Origin of the sequence: Pseudomonas sp. EA_15y_Pfl1_P101, assembly GCF_963970835.1 — a bacterium.
In the GTDB taxonomy this organism is placed as follows: domain Bacteria; phylum Pseudomonadota; class Gammaproteobacteria; order Pseudomonadales; family Pseudomonadaceae; genus Aquipseudomonas; species Aquipseudomonas tritici.
In genome coordinates, this window is the sequence record NZ_CAXAPA010000003.1 from 257,557 (window position 1) to 272,193 (window position 14,637).

General features: G+C 60.0%; 12 protein-coding genes. 3 read left to right on the top strand and 9 right to left on the bottom strand.

The features are described 5' to 3' along the window. Window positions 1–268: 268 nt before the first annotated feature. A complete protein-coding gene (gene mltF, locus AACY36_RS05915; RefSeq protein ID WP_339417328.1) occupies window positions 269–1,729 on the top strand; it encodes a membrane-bound lytic murein transglycosylase MltF in 1,461 nt (486 codons plus the stop codon). Between the two features lie 144 nt (window positions 1,730–1,873). Here mltF and AACY36_RS05920 read toward each other — a convergent pair whose 3' ends face one another. The 5 genes from AACY36_RS05920 to treP all read right to left on the bottom strand — a co-directional run bounded on the left by AACY36_RS05920 (window position 1,874) and on the right by treP (window position 9,237). Further along, complete coding sequence (locus AACY36_RS05920) at window positions 1,874–2,155, bottom strand: PTS transporter subunit EIIB (protein ID WP_339420597.1); 282 nt, start codon at window positions 2,153–2,155, stop codon at window positions 1,874–1,876. Between the two features lie 2 nt (window positions 2,156–2,157). After that, entirely contained in the window at window positions 2,158–4,674 is a 2,517-nt protein-coding gene (gene ptsP / locus AACY36_RS05925) for a phosphoenolpyruvate--protein phosphotransferase (RefSeq protein ID WP_339427485.1), read from the bottom strand. A 138-nt stretch (window positions 4,675–4,812) separates the two neighbouring features. Beyond that, entirely contained in the window at window positions 4,813–6,033 is a 1,221-nt protein-coding gene (locus AACY36_RS05930) for a maltoporin (RefSeq protein ID WP_339420595.1), read from the bottom strand. Between the two features lie 70 nt (window positions 6,034–6,103). Beyond that, complete coding sequence (gene treC, locus AACY36_RS05935) at window positions 6,104–7,750, bottom strand: alpha,alpha-phosphotrehalase (protein WP_339427486.1); 1,647 nt, start codon at window positions 7,748–7,750, stop codon at window positions 6,104–6,106. 44 nt (window positions 7,751–7,794) lie between these two features. Next, the gene (gene treP / locus AACY36_RS05940; protein WP_339420593.1) at window positions 7,795–9,237 is read right to left on the bottom strand and encodes a PTS system trehalose-specific EIIBC component; all 1,443 of its coding nucleotides are present in this window, start codon (window positions 9,235–9,237) and stop codon (window positions 7,795–7,797) included. 239 nt (window positions 9,238–9,476) lie between these two features. On the opposite strand from treP, the gene treR reads away from it, so the two are divergent. After that, the gene (gene treR, locus AACY36_RS05945; protein WP_339420592.1) at window positions 9,477–10,181 is read left to right on the top strand and encodes a trehalose operon repressor; all 705 of its coding nucleotides are present in this window, start codon (window positions 9,477–9,479) and stop codon (window positions 10,179–10,181) included. Here the strand turns inward: treR and AACY36_RS05950 are convergent. From AACY36_RS05950 to AACY36_RS05960, 3 genes are read right to left on the bottom strand one after another with little or no spacing between them, the layout of a single operon-like run. Continuing rightward, on the bottom strand, window positions 10,154–10,423 hold the full coding sequence (locus AACY36_RS05950) for a helix-turn-helix transcriptional regulator (RefSeq protein ID WP_339420591.1): 270 nt from the start codon (window positions 10,421–10,423) through the stop codon (window positions 10,154–10,156). The two genes, treR and AACY36_RS05950, sit on opposite strands and share 28 nt — an antisense overlap. A 39-nt stretch (window positions 10,424–10,462) precedes the next feature. Continuing rightward, window positions 10,463–10,936: a DMT family transporter gene (locus AACY36_RS05955; protein WP_236369883.1), complete on the bottom strand. Its 474-nt coding sequence runs from the start codon at window positions 10,934–10,936 to the stop codon at window positions 10,463–10,465. 11 nt (window positions 10,937–10,947) lie between these two features. After that, complete coding sequence (locus AACY36_RS05960; protein WP_339420590.1) at window positions 10,948–12,345, bottom strand: amidohydrolase family protein; 1,398 nt, start codon at window positions 12,343–12,345, stop codon at window positions 10,948–10,950. A 144-nt stretch (window positions 12,346–12,489) separates the two neighbouring features. Here AACY36_RS05960 and AACY36_RS05965 point away from each other — a divergent pair, with 144 nt between their 5' ends. Beyond that, a complete protein-coding gene (locus AACY36_RS05965) occupies window positions 12,490–13,401 on the top strand; it encodes a LysR family transcriptional regulator (RefSeq protein ID WP_339420589.1) in 912 nt (303 codons plus the stop codon). Here the strand turns inward: AACY36_RS05965 and AACY36_RS05970 are convergent. Next, window positions 13,314–14,561 (bottom strand): MFS transporter, encoded by a 1,248-nt coding sequence (locus AACY36_RS05970; RefSeq protein ID WP_339420588.1) that lies wholly within the window; start codon window positions 14,559–14,561, stop codon window positions 13,314–13,316. The genes AACY36_RS05965 and AACY36_RS05970 overlap by 88 nt on opposite strands. Window positions 14,562–14,637 lie beyond the last annotated feature (76 nt).

Sequence of the window (14,637 nt, forward strand, 5' to 3'; positions counted from 1 at the left end):
AAGGGGTGTGCTTTGAGGCCGTGCATTCTAGCGTAAACCGCCGCCAACGGCACCCGAAACGCTACCGGTGGCGACTGCCAGACGTCAGTTGGCCGGATTGCACCGCTTTTGAGGGGGCGTCCGGGGTATTCCGCGCAGTTATTTTAACCGTCACAATCCCTCGCCAAGCCCCGTTTCTGCGGGCTGCAGCACAGTTTTGCAAGCGCTAGCAGACAAGTCCCGCGCTGTCGAGATATGGCGCCGTGGGCCGTTTGCGTATACTGCGCAGATGTTCTCCCCAACTGCTTTGCGCCCGCGATGCGCCAAATGGCTTATCGCAACCGGACTCTTCCTGATGCTCAGCGCCTGTGTTGATAAGCCCAGCACGCTCGAGCGAATCAAGGAGGATGGCGTATTGCGGGTGATCACCCGAAACAGTCCGGCCACGTATTTCCAGGACCGCAACGGTGAAACCGGTTTCGAATACGAACTGGTCAAACGCTTTGCCGACGACCTGGGGGTAAAGCTGGAGATCGAGACCGCCGACAACCTGGATGACCTGTTTGGCCAGTTGGGCAAGCCCAACGGCCCGGTCCTCGCTGCCGCAGGCCTGGTCAGCAGCGAACAGCGCCGGACGCAGGTGCGTTTCTCCCACCCTTATTTAGAAGTCACCCCACAGATCATCTATCGCAATGGCCAGTCCCGCCCGACGAACGCGGCAGACCTGGTGGGCAAGAAGATCATGGTGCTCAAGGGCAGCACCCACGCCGAACAACTGGCGGCGCTCAAGAAGCAGAATCCTGCGATTGAATACGAAGAGTCCGACGCCGTTGAAGTCGTCGACCTGCTGCGCATGGTGGACGAGGGGCAAATCGACCTGACCCTGGTGGACTCCAACGAAGTCGCCATGAACCAGGTGTACTTCCCCAAAGTGCGCGTGGCCTTCGACCTGGGCGATCCCAGCAATCAGAGCTGGGCCGTGGCGGCGGGTGAAGACAACAGCCTGCTCAACGAGATCAACAGTTACCTGGACAAGGTCGAGAAGAACGGCACCCTGCAGCGTCTCAAAGACCGCTATTACGGGCACGTCGATGTACTCGGCTACGTAGGCGCCTACACCTTTGCCCAGCATCTGCAGCAGCGGTTGCCCAAGTATGAGAAAAACTTCCGGGCCTATGCCAAGAAAGAGAAGGTCGATTGGCGCCTGTTGGCAGCCATTGGCTATCAAGAATCGCTGTGGCAACCGACCGTCACCTCCAAGACCGGCGTGCGCGGCCTGATGATGCTGACCCAGAACACCGCCCAGGCGATGGGCGTGTCCAACCGCCTGGACCCCAAGCAAAGCATCATGGGCGGCGCCAAGTACCTGGCCAAGATCAAGGATGAACTGGACAACAGCATCGCCGAGCCGGATCGCACCTGGTTTGCCCTCGCCGCCTACAACGTGGGCAGCGGCCATCTGGAAGATGCGCGCACGCTGGCCAAGCGCGAAGGTTTGAACCCGAACAAGTGGCTGGATGTGAAGAAGATGCTGCCGCGCCTGTCGCAAAAGCAGTGGTACAGCAAGACGCGCTACGGTTATGCGCGCGGTGGTGAGCCGGTGCATTTTGTGGCGAACATCCGGCGGTATTACGACATTCTGACTTGGGTGACGCAGCCGCAGTTGGAAGGTAACCAGGTGGTTGAGGGCAACCTGCACGTGCCGGGTGTGGATAAGACCAAGCCGCCGGAAGATAACTCGCAGCTGTAAGACACGCTATTCAACACGCTGCAAAACCCTGCGGGAGCGGCGGTGCGACTTGCCCGCGATGGCGGCCTGGCAGTCGAAATACCCGCAGCCTGACACACCGCTATCGCGGGCAAGCCCGGCTCCCACATTGATCTGCGTTGATCTCTAGACCGAGCCCAGCCCGGTAAGCAGGTGCACGACCCCACCCGCCAACACCATCACCCCAGGCACACCCGCAGCCTTTAACGCTGCAGCATCCACCTTCGCAGCATCCTGCAGCTGCACCCGCACCCGCGTCAGCGCCACCCGCTGCTGCGACTTGAGATTATCCGCGCCGCCCAACGCCCGTAGCACATCAGCCGACAACAAACCCGGCGCCGCTACCGTCTCGGCAATCAAATCCGGCGTGAGGGCCTTCCAGAACGCCTGCTGCAATTTCTCGAACATGCTCAAAGCTCCACAACAGGTGAGGTTTCAACGGTAGCCGCGTGATATTGGCGCAATGCCTCACGCACCTGACCGGCTTCTTCCAGGCCGAGCACCTGGCGGGCAATGATCTGGCAGCCAGCCAGGTCCAGCTCGCGCACGGTGGCCTTGATGGTGGGGATCAACGGCACGCTGACCGACAACTCATCCACACCCAGCCCGATCAGCACCGGCACCGCCAGCGCTTCGGACGCCAGTGCACCGCACACGCCGACCCACTTGCCATGAGCATGCGCGGCCTTGACCGTGGTGGCGATCAAGCGCAACACCGCCGGGTGGAAGCTGTCGGCCTGGCCGGCCAGGCGCGGATGGTCGCGGTCCATGGCGAGGGTGTATTGGGTCAAATCGTTGGTGCCGATAGAAAAGAAATCCACATGGGGCGCGAACACGTCCGCCATCAAGGCGGCAGACGGTACTTCAATCATGATCCCCAGCTTCGGCAACTCGCTGAGCCCCAGCGCCAGCGCTTCCTCTTCGAGGATCTTACGGGCTAGGCGCAACTCCGACAGCAGGCTGACCATCGGCAACATGATATGCAACCGCGCAAAACCGGCACTGGCGAGGATCGCGCGGAACTGTTCGCGCAGCAACTCCGGGCGCTCCAGGCACAGGCGGATGCCGCGCAAACCGAGGAATGGGTTGGTCTCGGCGTCCATGGGCACATAGGTCAACGGTTTGTCGCCACCAACGTCGAGGGTGCGCACCACAAGGTTGCGCTCGGAGCCCAGGGCACGGGCGATCGCGGTGTAGGTCGCCGCTTGCTCGTCGGGGCTCGGCGCGCGGTTGCGGTCCAGGTAGAGAAATTCCGAGCGCAACAGGCCGACGCCTTCCCCGCCGAGGTTCAAGGACTGTTCCACCTGCGTCAACGAAGCCACGTTGGCGGTGACTTCGACGTGATGGCCATCGCGGGTGGTTGCCGGTAGAGACGCGTGCGCCACGTCGCGCTGATGGCACAGCGCCTGTTGCATGCGCGCCGCCTCCAACTGTTCGATCTCGGCCAGGTTCGGCTCAAGGTGCAGCTCGCCTTTGTCGGCGTCGAGCAGGACCTGTTTGCCATTGGCCAACGCCAGCACTTGGGCCGACACACCGCAAATCGCTGGTAAACCCAGGGCGCGGGCGAGGATCGCGACGTGACTGGTTGCGCCGCCGCCCACCGTGACGAAACCCAGCACCTTGCGTGTATCCAGGCTGGCGGTCTGCGACGGCGTCAGTTGTTCAGCGATCAGGATCGCGCGTTCCGGCAAGTCCCAGGCGCTGTCTTGAATGCCGAGGATCAGTTTCAGCACGCGCTGGCCGACGTCGGCCAGGTCTGCCGCACGTTCGGCAAGCAGAGCATTGCCTGAGCCCTGGAACACGCTGGCCGTCGCGACTGTGGCACTGTTCCAGGCAAATACGGCGCTCTTGCCGTCAGCCAGCAGGCTGTGGGCTTGTTCCAGCAAGGTTGGGTCTTCGAGCAGTTCCTGATGTGCCCGGAAGATCTCTGCCTGGGCACTGCCGGCGGCCTTGTCTTGCAGAGCTTGCAGCGCTTCGGTTGCAGCCAGCAGGCCACGCGCCAGGGCAGCACGTTCAGCGGTTTCACCCGTGCCGTGTTCAATGATAGCCAGCTCAGGCTCGGTCACTTGAACGACCTGGCCAAACGCCGAACCCGGTGACGCACACACACCCCGCAGCAGCGTTGCCGACAATACCGCCGCGACCGGTTCAGCAACGGTCGCAACCGCCTCGCCACAGCCTTCAGCCAACAAGGCCACCAGCGCGTTGATCGCCGCCTCGGCCTCCTCCCCTGCCGCGCTCACTTGCACGGTGTCGCCCTGCACGGTTTGCAACGCCATGATCGCTACTAGCGACTTCGCATTGGCGCTCTGGGTTTGCTTGTGCAGGTAGATGCTCGCATTGAAACCCTTCGCCGCCTGGGCGAGCACCGCCGCAGGGCGGGCGTGCAAACCGTTGGGGTTAGGCAAGGTCAGCGGTTTGGAGAACAGCGCATCGCCGTCCTCCTCGTCCAGCGTTTCAACAGTTTCACGTGGGGATAACTGCAACAACGGCTGGCCGACCGCCACAAGACCGTTCGCCAACAGGGTAAACGGCTCGCCGCTGACCACCAGCATCAAGGTCAGCAAACTGCGCGCATTGAGCGCCACATAATCGGCATCGAATTCGATCAGCGCTTGCCCGGCCTCCACCCGCTGGCCTTCCTGCACCTGCCGAGTGAAGCCCTGGCCTGCCAGGTTCACGGTGTCCAGGCCGATATGCATCAGCACCTGGACGCCGTTGTCGTCGGTGATGCTGACGGCATGCCCACTGTCCTGGATATTACTGATCACCCCGGCCAGTGGCGCGCAGAGGGTCTGCGACGTGGGGTCGATGCACAGGCCGTCGCCGATCAAGCGGCTGGAGAATACCGGGTCGGGCACCTTGTCCAACGCCAGCAGCACACCCGACAAGGGCGCCAGCAGTTCCAGGGGTTGAGTTGTGGTCATGGCTTCACCTGCTGTTTTGTTCTGTAAATATCATTGGCTGGATGCAAAAATTTGGAGTAACGACGATCAAAATGTGGGAGCGGCGGTATGACGATTCGACTTGCCTCCCACATGTTTAGTCCGTGTACACCCGTCTAGTTATTTCCACCAATATTCAACTTGCACACCAACGTTCGCCCCATGCCGCGCCGTGCCGTAGGAGCCGGTGTCTGACAACGCCGACCCCGCCGCCAATTCATTCGCCGCGCGCTTGGCCGCTTCGTTCCACGTTGCATAGGTGTAGTACAAGCGCACTTGCGGCCGCGCCCAGAAATCCGGGCCTTTGGGCGACCAGGTTGGGGCGAAGGTAAATTTGCTCAGCTTGCGCGTGCCGCCGCTGGCGTCGACCTGATCATGCCCAAGCTCGGTGACCAGCTTGAACTGCTCGCTGATGGCGTACGCCGGGCGCACACCGAGGGACATCCAGGTCTGATCCTGGCTGCCGGGACGAATGTCCTTCTGGTACACCGCCTCGATCTGCCCACCGAAACGCGGAGTCACCTGCCAGTCGAAAAACTCCACGGCGCGGTAACTTTTGCTGCTGTTATCCAGGAAGGTATTGCCGGTGTAACCCAGGCCAGTGCCTGGGCCTTCGCCATACTGCAAGGCAAACTTGTTCTTGCCGCCCAGGAAAGGTTTTTGCACGTGCTGCGCGGTGATCGCCCAGCCGCTGTTGGTGTCACGCCCGCCCGTTTTTTCGATGTAGCTCAAGCCCAGCTCCAGCTCGCCGCCAGGGTTAGTCTTGAAGCCCGCGACGTTGAAGTCGTGACGGGTGGCGTATTCCTTCTGGTACAGGTTGTCCTTGCGGGAAATCGCGTAGCTGTACTTGAGGTCGCCGATCAGTACGTCCTCGATCCCCCCGCCCGTGGCGCTCTGGTTCCAGTAGTAGAAGTCGGAGATATGGATGTCGTTACGCTTGTAGTAACGCCGACCGGCCCACAGCGAGCCGCCATTGAGGCTGGGCAGGTTGGACCACTGCGCATACATCTGCGGCATGCGCGCGGTGCCGTTGTTCTCGCCCTGGAACTTCAGTTCACGGTCGTACTTGTTGTAGAGCGACGCCATGGCATCGACGCTGAGCACCGAGCCGTCGTCGAGGGTAACCAGGTCCTGGCGCAACTCCAGTTCGCCGTACTGCTCGCATTCGTTACCCAGGCGGTATTTGGTTTGCGCCCCCGGCAGTTGGAAACATTGCTGTGGGCCGCTGCCCGTTGAAGTCCCCGCGCCACTGCGCACGTAACCGGCAAATTCCAAGGCTTGAGCGCCAATAGGCAGGCTTAAACAAGACGCAACGAGGCCCAGCTTTATTGTTGTTTTCATAAAGCACTCCGATATTTTTATTATGTTTTTTCAAAGCGCCCCGTGCTCCCACACGGGGTTACAACGAGTCTCAGTCCTTGAGGTGCAGCACAAACGATTCGTAAGGACGCAGCGCCACCGTGGCGGTACGTTGCGGGCAGTCGGGGTAGTTGCTGATCAGCAGGCGTTGTTCACTTGCAGGGTTGATCACGGTGTCCGGCAGTTGGATGTCGCAGGGCGTGCCGTAGAAGTTGTTCAGCACCAACAGGCGCTCGCCATGGCCTTCGCGCAGGTACGCCCAGACCTGTAAGTGGTCTTGCAGCAGTTGACGGTACACACCTTCTTGGATCAGAGGCTCATGCCGGCGCAAGGCAATCAGCACACGGTAGTGATGCAGCACTGAATCCGGGTCATCCAGCTGGCTTTCGACATTGATCGTTGAAGCATTTTCCGGAATACCGATCCAGGGCTCGCCGGCGCTGAAACCCGCATTTTCCGCCGCATTCCACTGCATCGGCGTGCGACCGTTGTCCCGCGACTTCTGCATGATCGCCGCCATGCTCGACGTCTCGGACTCGCCGGCATCGCGCTTGAGGCGGAAGATATTCAGCGTCTCCACATCACGGTACTGCTCGATCCTGTCGAAGCCCGGATTGGTCATGCCCAGCTCTTCGCCCTGGTACACGAACGGCGTGCCCTGGAGGAAGTGCAGCGCGGTGGCGAGCATCTTGGCCGAGACCACGCGGTGCTCGCCGTCATCGCCAAAACGCGAGACCACCCGTGGCTGGTCGTGGTTACACCAGAACAGCGCGTTCCAGCCGCCACCGGCTTGCATGCCCATTTGCCAGTCGGAGAGGATCTGCTTGAGTTGCAGGAAATCGAAGTCAGCTTTCACCCACTTCTGCAGGTTCGGGTAGTCCACTTTCAGGTGATGAAAGTTAAAGGTCATCGACAGCTCTTTCGACTCCGGCCGCGAGTAGCGAATGCAGTGTTCGAGGCTGGTGGATGACATCTCGCCGACATTGATCAGGTCATGCCCTTCGAAGACTTCGCGGTGCATTTCCTGCAGGTATTCGTGCACATTCGGGCCGTCGGTGTAAAAGCGGCGGCCGTCGCTGTTGTCTTCGGGAAAGTCGGCGGGCTTGGAGATCAGGTTGATCACGTCCAGGCGGAAACCGCCCACGCCCTTGTCGCGCCAGAAGCGCATCAGCTTGAACACTTCGGCGCGCACCTGGGGGTTGTCCCAATTGAGGTCGGCCTGGGTGTGGTCGAACAGGTGCAGGAAGTACTGGCCGGTTTGCGCCTCGTATTCCCAGGCCGAGCCGCCGAACTTGGATTCCCAGTTGTTCGGCTGGTCGCGCCAGATGTAGAAGTCGCGGTACGGGTTATCGAGGCTGCTGCGCGCCTGCTGGAACCACTCGTGCTCGATGGAGGTGTGGTTGACCACGATATCCAGCATCAGCTTAATGCCACGTTTGGCCGCTTCGCTGATCAGCAGGTCGCAGTCGGCCATGGTCCCGTAGCTCGGGTCGATGGCGTAGTAGTCGCTGATGTCATAGCCGTTGTCCCGTTGCGGCGAGCGCAAGAACGGGGTGATCCACAGGCAGTCCACGCCCAGCCATTTCAGGTAATCGAGTTTGTCCACGATGCCCAGCAGGTCACCGGTGGCGTTACCCGCGTGGCTGTGGAAGCTTTTGGGGTAGATCTGGTAGATCACCGAGTGTTGCCAGTTTTGCATGGTGGGTTCCTTCAGTAGAGTTGTGTGCTGGCGAAGGCGCCAGATCAGGCGACCCTGTATCCGGGCCGAACAATCTTCATGCTCAACGCACAGGTCAAAACAAACGGCACCACCATCGCGATGACCATGCCGATCACAAACACCGCGATGGATTGCGGCACGATCGAGATAAATCCAGGCAAGCCCCCCACCCCAATGGCCGAAGCCTGCACCTTGTTCAGCGCGAGGAAAATGCTGCCCAGCGCCGAGCCAACAAGGGCCGCATAAAACGGAAACTTGAAGCGCAAATTCACCCCGAACATCGCCGGTTCAGTGATGCCGAAATACGCCGAAATTGCCGAAGTCGAAGCCATGCTTTTGTCCCGCGCATTGCGGCTCATGTAGAACACCGCGAGCGCGGCGCTGCCCTGGGCCAGGTTGGACATGACGATCATCGGCCAGATAAAGGTGCCGCCCTGGGTGGAGATCAGTTGCAGGTCCACGGCAAGGAACATGTGGTGCATGCCGGTGATCACCAGCGGCGCATACAGCAGGCCGAAAATCGCCCCGCCGACCATCGGCGCCAGGTCAAACAGGGTGACCACGCCTTCGGTGATCAGGATGCCGAGGTGACGGGTCACCGGGCCGATAATCGCCAGGGCCAGCACACCGGTAACGACGATGGTGGTAATCGGCACGACGAGCAGTTGAATCGCATTGGGCACCCGCGCCCGCAACCATTTCTCGATCACGCTCATCACATACGCCGCCATCAGGATCGGCAGGATCTGCCCCTGGTAGCCGACTTTTTCGATCTGGAACCAGCCAAAAATATCGAAGTACGGCAGGCTCTGGCCGTCGAGCCCGGCCACGGCTTTGCCGTAGTTCCAAGCGTTGAGCAGGTCCGGGTGCACCAGCATCAGGCCCAGCACGATGCCAAGGATTTCACTGCCGCCGAAGCGCTTGGCCGCCGACCAGCCGACCAGCGCCGGCAGGAACACGAACGAGGTGTTGGCCATCAGGTTGATCAGGCTCCACAGCCCATCCAGGTTTGGATAGGCCTCGAGCAGCGTCTTGCCCTCGATGAACATGCCCTTGGCGCCCATCAGGTTGTTCACGCCCATCAACAGGCCGGCGATGATCAGCGCGGGCAGGATCGGCATGAACACATCGGAAAACACCCGCACCAGGCGCTGCATTGCGTTGGTCTTGTCGGCGCCCTTCTTCTTCACATCGGCGATGGTGGCGGCGGCGAGACCGGTCTGTTCGCGCAGGGCGGCGTAGACCCTTTCCACTTCGCCGGGACCGATCACCACTTGGAACAGGCCGCCGGTGAAGAACGAACCCTTGACCAGATCGACCTGGCTCAGCGCGCTGCCATTGACCAGGCTCGGGTCCTTGAGCGCCAGGCGCAGGCGGGTCACGCAGTGGGCAGCTTGCTCAAGGTTGTCGCGGCCCCCGAGGTTTTCGAGGATCTCGCGGGCAATGTTCGAATAGTCGTGGCTCATGCTTGTTTTCCACTTTGATTTTTTTATTTGAGGGGCAGTCATTGGCAGCACGCCGAGGGCAAAAGTACTCGTCTGTACGAGTTAAAGCAACAGCTCGTCTGTACGAGTCTGATTTTGTTTATTTCCTGTAGGCCGCCGCATCGCTGCAAGCCGCATAAATCCAAGGGCCTAATGGACAAACCCCCTCTCTGCCACTAAGGTTCCTGCCTTGACCGCAACCCCGGCAAAGAGCCATCCCCATGAGCAAATACAACCAGATCTACACGGATCTGCTTGCCAGCATCACCACCGAACGCCTGCAGCGCGGCACGCGCCTTCCCTCCGAAACCGAACTGATGGACAGCTACCAGGCCAGCCGAGGCACCGTGCGTCGCGCCATCGAGCAGTTGCAGGAGCGTGGGTTCGCGCAAAAAATCCATGGCAAAGGCACGTTCGTGTTGTCGCCCAACCCGATCGAGTTCCAACTCGGCGGCATCGTCAGCTTCCACGAAACCCACGCCGACCTGGGCGACGACGTACACACTGAAGTGGTCGAGTTCACCCAATGCCCACTGGAGGGTTCACTGCTGCAGCACATCGAAGCAGAGCCCGGTACGCTGATCACCCGCATCAAGCGGGTAAGGCGCATCGGCGGTAAACGCGTGATCCTGGACATCAACCACTTCGTCGCTGATGTGATCCCGGGTTTGGACCGCGACATCGCCGAACAGTCGATCTACGCGTTCATTGAACAGACCTTGCAACTGCAGATCGCCTACGCCCAACGCACTATCGAAGCCCTGCCACGCGGCAAGGACGACCAGGCACACCTTGACCTCGAAGGGCAGAGCCATGTGATCGTGGTGAGCAACCAGACGTTTTTGCAGGACGGGCGGCAGTTCGAGTACACCGAGTCGCGGCATACGTTGGACAAGTTTTACTTTTCGGATATTGCGCGCAGGTAAGCATCACCCGGGAAGATCATTGCACTGCGATACTTTTTGCCAGCCCTGCCGTCCATGCAGCAGTCATCTTCTCTCCTACCGCCGCGAACTTCGGAGATCGTGTTGTTCTCGCCCCGCGAAATGGTGGAGCGGCTCATGCCATGACGGTGCGCAAGCTGGCTCTGTGAAAGCCCCTCCGTTCTTTCGCACCAGACAGGGCATTCGCCAAGAAGACTGGCGGTGTCGGTTAGGGTTTTAAACATGGTTGCGTCCTACGAAACAGGATGGGGTAAACAAGGCAGTCAGTTGGAGAAAAGCGCTGACCACCTGTCACCGAACAGGGCGATGGCCAAGCCTGCGAGCATCACCATCGACCCGGCCAACTTGACGAGAGACACCGGCCTTTCCGATGCCCCCATCAATCCGAAATGATCGATAACCAGTGAAGAGATAATCTGACCTGCGATAGCGAGGCCCAGCAGGGCTGACAGGCCGATTTTTGGCGCAAGCACCACATAACTAAGCAAGGCACCGGCACCCAGCAGACCGCCCAGCAGGCTCCACCAGGGCTGGGCAGGTATAGCCGCCAGTGAGGCCACTATCCCGCCACGCATCAATGAAAAGACGCCCAGGCATACCGCTCCGGCAGTAAATGAGAACAGCGCCGCCGCTACGGAATCTCCACCCACACCTTTAGCGAGTTGACCATTCAGCGTGGTCTGCAGGGTTATGCCAAGCCCTGCGGCGATGGCCAGCAGGTAGTAGGCTGCGTTCATCTCGCGTCTCCTTACTTGGCTGACTCAAGCGGCATAAATGTCTCGGCAAAAATATCCGGCTGGTAGCCTGCGGCAGCAAACAGATGCTCACGGGATTCGTCGATTGCTGCACGCAGCCTTTCGCTGTCCACGCCCAGCACCTTGCCGCCGCGCTTGACGATGCGCCCGCCAATCATGACCGTGTCGACATTGCTGCGTTCGGCCGCGTGTACCACGGTGCCGAATGCGTTGCCTGACGGGTAAAGGTTGATGTCCTGCGCGTTGATAAGGATCAGGTCGGCCTGTTTGCCGGGGGCCAGGCTGCCGACTTTGTCCTGCAATCCGGCACAGGTAGCGCCGTCGAGAGTGGCGGCTTTGAGCAGGCCATGAGCAGGCAGGGTCACCGGATGATGTGCTGCGCCGCAGCAGCGCTGCTGATGCATGCCCATGACGCGCTGCAGATAGAACGCCACCCGCATCTCCATGAACATGTCACCGCTGTAGGAGGTTTCGTTATCGACACTCAGCCCCGGACTGATGCCGTGACGCTGGGCCGACTGCATGGCGAACATTCCATCTTCGATGCCGTAGTGGGCATCTGAACGCGGGCATACGTTGACCCGCACGCCAGCCTCGCGAAGGATTTTCCAGCCGGCGTCCGGCAGCGAGGTGCAGTGGTTGAAGATGTTATCGGTGCGCAGCAGGCCCTCGCGATGCAAACCCTCCAACTCAGCTGCCATGTCCCCACCAAAAAACTCAGTGATGATCGGCAGCCCCAGACGCCGGGCTTCAGCCCACAGTTCAGGTTCCAGCTGCGCCATCACCGCCAGCGAGAGCAGCGGGTTGTCACCGTTCCTGACGTATTTTTCCTGCAGGCGCTCTAGGTTGCCGGGCCAATGGGCTTTGTCCCATTCACCAGAAACCGGCGCACCGGAGGCGTGTACAGACCGGATACCAGCATCGAGCAGCGCCTCGACCGCGGCGTCGGAGTGCGCGCCGGTGCGGCTGTTGTGCGAGTTATCGACCATGGTCGTGATGCCCGCATCGATGCAGCCCAATGCAGTCAGCAGATTGCCGATATACATGTCAGCCGGGCGATAGTATTTGGCGAACGAGAAGTGCGTTGCGTTGCAGTAGTCTTCCAGGGTTTGGGCATTCGGATTGATTCGACGCAGTTGGCCCTCCCAGGAGTGACGATGCGTATCGACCATGCCGGGCATGGCAATCATGCCGGATGCCTCGAGAACAACGGCGTCGCCGGCCTCGATGTTTTCACCGATGGCCGTGATGGTGCTGCCCTCGATAAAGATATCGCCGCGCGCCAGATTACCGATATCGCCGTCCATGCTCAGCACAGTGGCGCCGCGGATAAGGGTGCAGGCGGCGGGAGCGGCCGGGGCCAGCACGATGCTGCGGTTATATTCGGCCATTTTCTGTACACCTCTTCACATTTCGTTGGAAGCAATGTACGCAAGGCGATACTGCGGGAAAAAGATGGTAAAACTGTTTTAATTATTCAATTTCCACGAATAATAAGGCCTTTCCCGATCACTGCTTTGAGGCTGCTAACAGTCATGGACCGTATTCAAGCGATGCAGGTTTTCGTCCGCGTGGCTGAGGCAGGAAGCTTTATCCAGGCGGCACAGACGCTCTCTTTGCCAGCCTCGACGGTCACCAGCAGCGTTAAAAATCTTGAGAAGTACCTGCAAGTGCGCTTGCTGAACAGAACCACACGGCGAGTCAGCCTGACGCCTGAGGGCGCTCAATATCTGGCGCAATGCCGGGAAATATTGGAGCTGATCGAACACACAGAGACCAGCCTGACGGATTCCGTAAAGCGGCCACAGGGGCGTTTGCGTGTCGATATGCCGGGTGGCATTGCACACTTCATCGTCATGCCAAACCTGCAAGACTTTTACAGGCGCTACCCGGATATCTACCTGATGATAGGCGTGAACGATCGGCAGGTTGATCTGGTTCAAGAGGGTGTCGATTGCGTTATTCGTACAGGCGAGCTCGATGACTCAACGCTCGTTGCGCGCCCACTCGGCCGGTTTCGCTGGGTGACCTGTGCGTCTGTCGCCTATCTCGAAGAAAACGGTACTCCGCAAACTCCGCAAGACTTGTCTCACCACCGGGCCATCCATTACTTCTCGGGCCGCGCACGGCAAGCAAGCGAAATGCGCTTCGCCCATGGCACCGACAAGATCTCAGTCCCTGTGAACGGCAAAGCGGCTGTCAACGAGACTGGGCTCTATATCAAAATGTGCCTTGAAGGCTTCGGGCTAGTGCAGCTCGCTGAGAACGTGGTCAGCGAGCATCTGCGAGAAGGGCGGCTGGTTGAAGTGCTTGCTGACTGGCAGCCCGCATCGGTTCCTGTGCACCTGCTATACCCGCATCAGCGCTTTCTATCGCCAGCTGTGAGCGCATTCGCTGACTGGATTGCTGGGCTTGTTCGCGACGATGAGTCAGCAGGTTCAAGTTGAACATTGCGCCCGGCCAGCATGCCGGTGAATGCGCCGGCTACGGAGATTGCGGCTGTGATCAGCAGCGGTGCTGTCCAGCCCCCGGTCCAGTCGTGCAGTTGGCCCAGCAGCAAGGGGCCTGCGGCTGCCATCAGGTAGCCGACGCACTGCGCCATGCCTGACAGTGCCGCCGTGTCACCGGCATTTTTTGTGCGCAAGCCGATGAAGGTCAGGCCGAGCATCATGCTGGCACCAGAGCCGAAGCCCAGGACCGCGGCCCACAACATGGCGTAGTCTGGCGCGTAAATGAGCCCGATCAGGGATGAGGCGGTTAACAGGCTGACGGTAGCGGCTGCCAGTTTCTGGTCTTTGAGACGGCGAAGCGTGGCCGCTAGAATCAAGCCGGGTATTGCCGTGGTCAGTTGAAGCGTGCCGTGTACCGTGCCTGCTTGCTCAGGGGATATGCCATGATCCATCAGAATGGTCGGCAGCCAGCCGACGGCAACATAAAAAGGCATCGCGTTCAGCCCCATGAACAGTGTGACCTGCCATGCCAGCGGCGAACGCCAGACGGCCACGGTTGGCGCTTGTTTCGGACCGGACAGCTTTACGTGCTCGTGTTTTTTCAACTGCGGCAGCCACACCACCAGCGCCAACAACGGGGCTGCGACCAACAAACTCAGGGCAATCGGCCACCCCCATGATTGGGTCAGCGGAACTATTACGGCTGAACCGACAGCGCCCGCTGCGCCCATCGTGATGGAGTATGCGCCGGTCATGGAAGCCATTTTTGTCGAGAAGTCGCGTTTGATCAGGCCGGGCAGCAGCACGTTGCCCAGGGCGATCCCTGCGCCTATCAGTATCGTACCGGCGTACAACGCGCATACGCTGCCTGCGGAGCGGAGCAGGATGCCCGATGAAATGACCACCAGTGCACCGAAAAGCGTGCGCTCGATGCCGAACCTGCGGGCGACCGATGCGCTGAGCGGGGAGAAGGCTGCAAAGGCAAGTAATGGCAGTGAAGTAAGCAGGCCTAGAGCTGAGGCGCTCAAGCCAAAATCATTCTGGATCAGCGGCAAAACGGGCGCGATGCTGGTAAAGGGAACGCGCAGGTTTACGGCAATAAGTAGAATGCCTGCCACGAGCGCAATAGCCCGCCACTTGTTTTTTGTGTCTGACATATTCTCTATCTGTCCTCGGAAAAGAGAACAACTGTAGAGAGTCCCAAAATTATCTAATATAGATATCAAGACACCT

Bases quoted from the DNA above. Each gene is read 5' to 3' on its own strand.
- mltF (WP_339417328.1), top strand. From the start codon at position 269: ATGTTCTCCCCAACTGCTTTGCGCCCGCGATGCGCCAAATGGCTTATC.
- AACY36_RS05950 (WP_339420591.1), bottom strand. From the start codon at position 10,423: ATGTTTAAAACCCTAACCGACACCGCCAGTCTTCTTGGCGAATGCCCT.
- treC (WP_339427486.1), bottom strand. From the start codon at position 7,750: ATGCAAAACTGGCAACACTCGGTGATCTACCAGATCTACCCCAAAAGC.
- AACY36_RS05930 (WP_339420595.1), bottom strand. From the start codon at position 6,033: ATGAAAACAACAATAAAGCTGGGCCTCGTTGCGTCTTGTTTAAGCCTG.
- ptsP (WP_339427485.1), bottom strand. From the start codon at position 4,674: ATGACCACAACTCAACCCCTGGAACTGCTGGCGCCCTTGTCGGGTGTG.
- AACY36_RS05920 (WP_339420597.1), bottom strand. From the start codon at position 2,155: ATGTTCGAGAAATTGCAGCAGGCGTTCTGGAAGGCCCTCACGCCGGAT.
- treR (WP_339420592.1), top strand. From the start codon at position 9,477: ATGAGCAAATACAACCAGATCTACACGGATCTGCTTGCCAGCATCACC.
- AACY36_RS05965 (WP_339420589.1), top strand. From the start codon at position 12,490: ATGGACCGTATTCAAGCGATGCAGGTTTTCGTCCGCGTGGCTGAGGCA.
- AACY36_RS05970 (WP_339420588.1), bottom strand. From the start codon at position 14,561: ATGTCAGACACAAAAAACAAGTGGCGGGCTATTGCGCTCGTGGCAGGC.
- AACY36_RS05955 (WP_236369883.1), bottom strand. From the start codon at position 10,936: ATGAACGCAGCCTACTACCTGCTGGCCATCGCCGCAGGGCTTGGCATA.
- AACY36_RS05960 (WP_339420590.1), bottom strand. From the start codon at position 12,345: ATGGCCGAATATAACCGCAGCATCGTGCTGGCCCCGGCCGCTCCCGCC.
- treP (WP_339420593.1), bottom strand. From the start codon at position 9,237: ATGAGCCACGACTATTCGAACATTGCCCGCGAGATCCTCGAAAACCTC.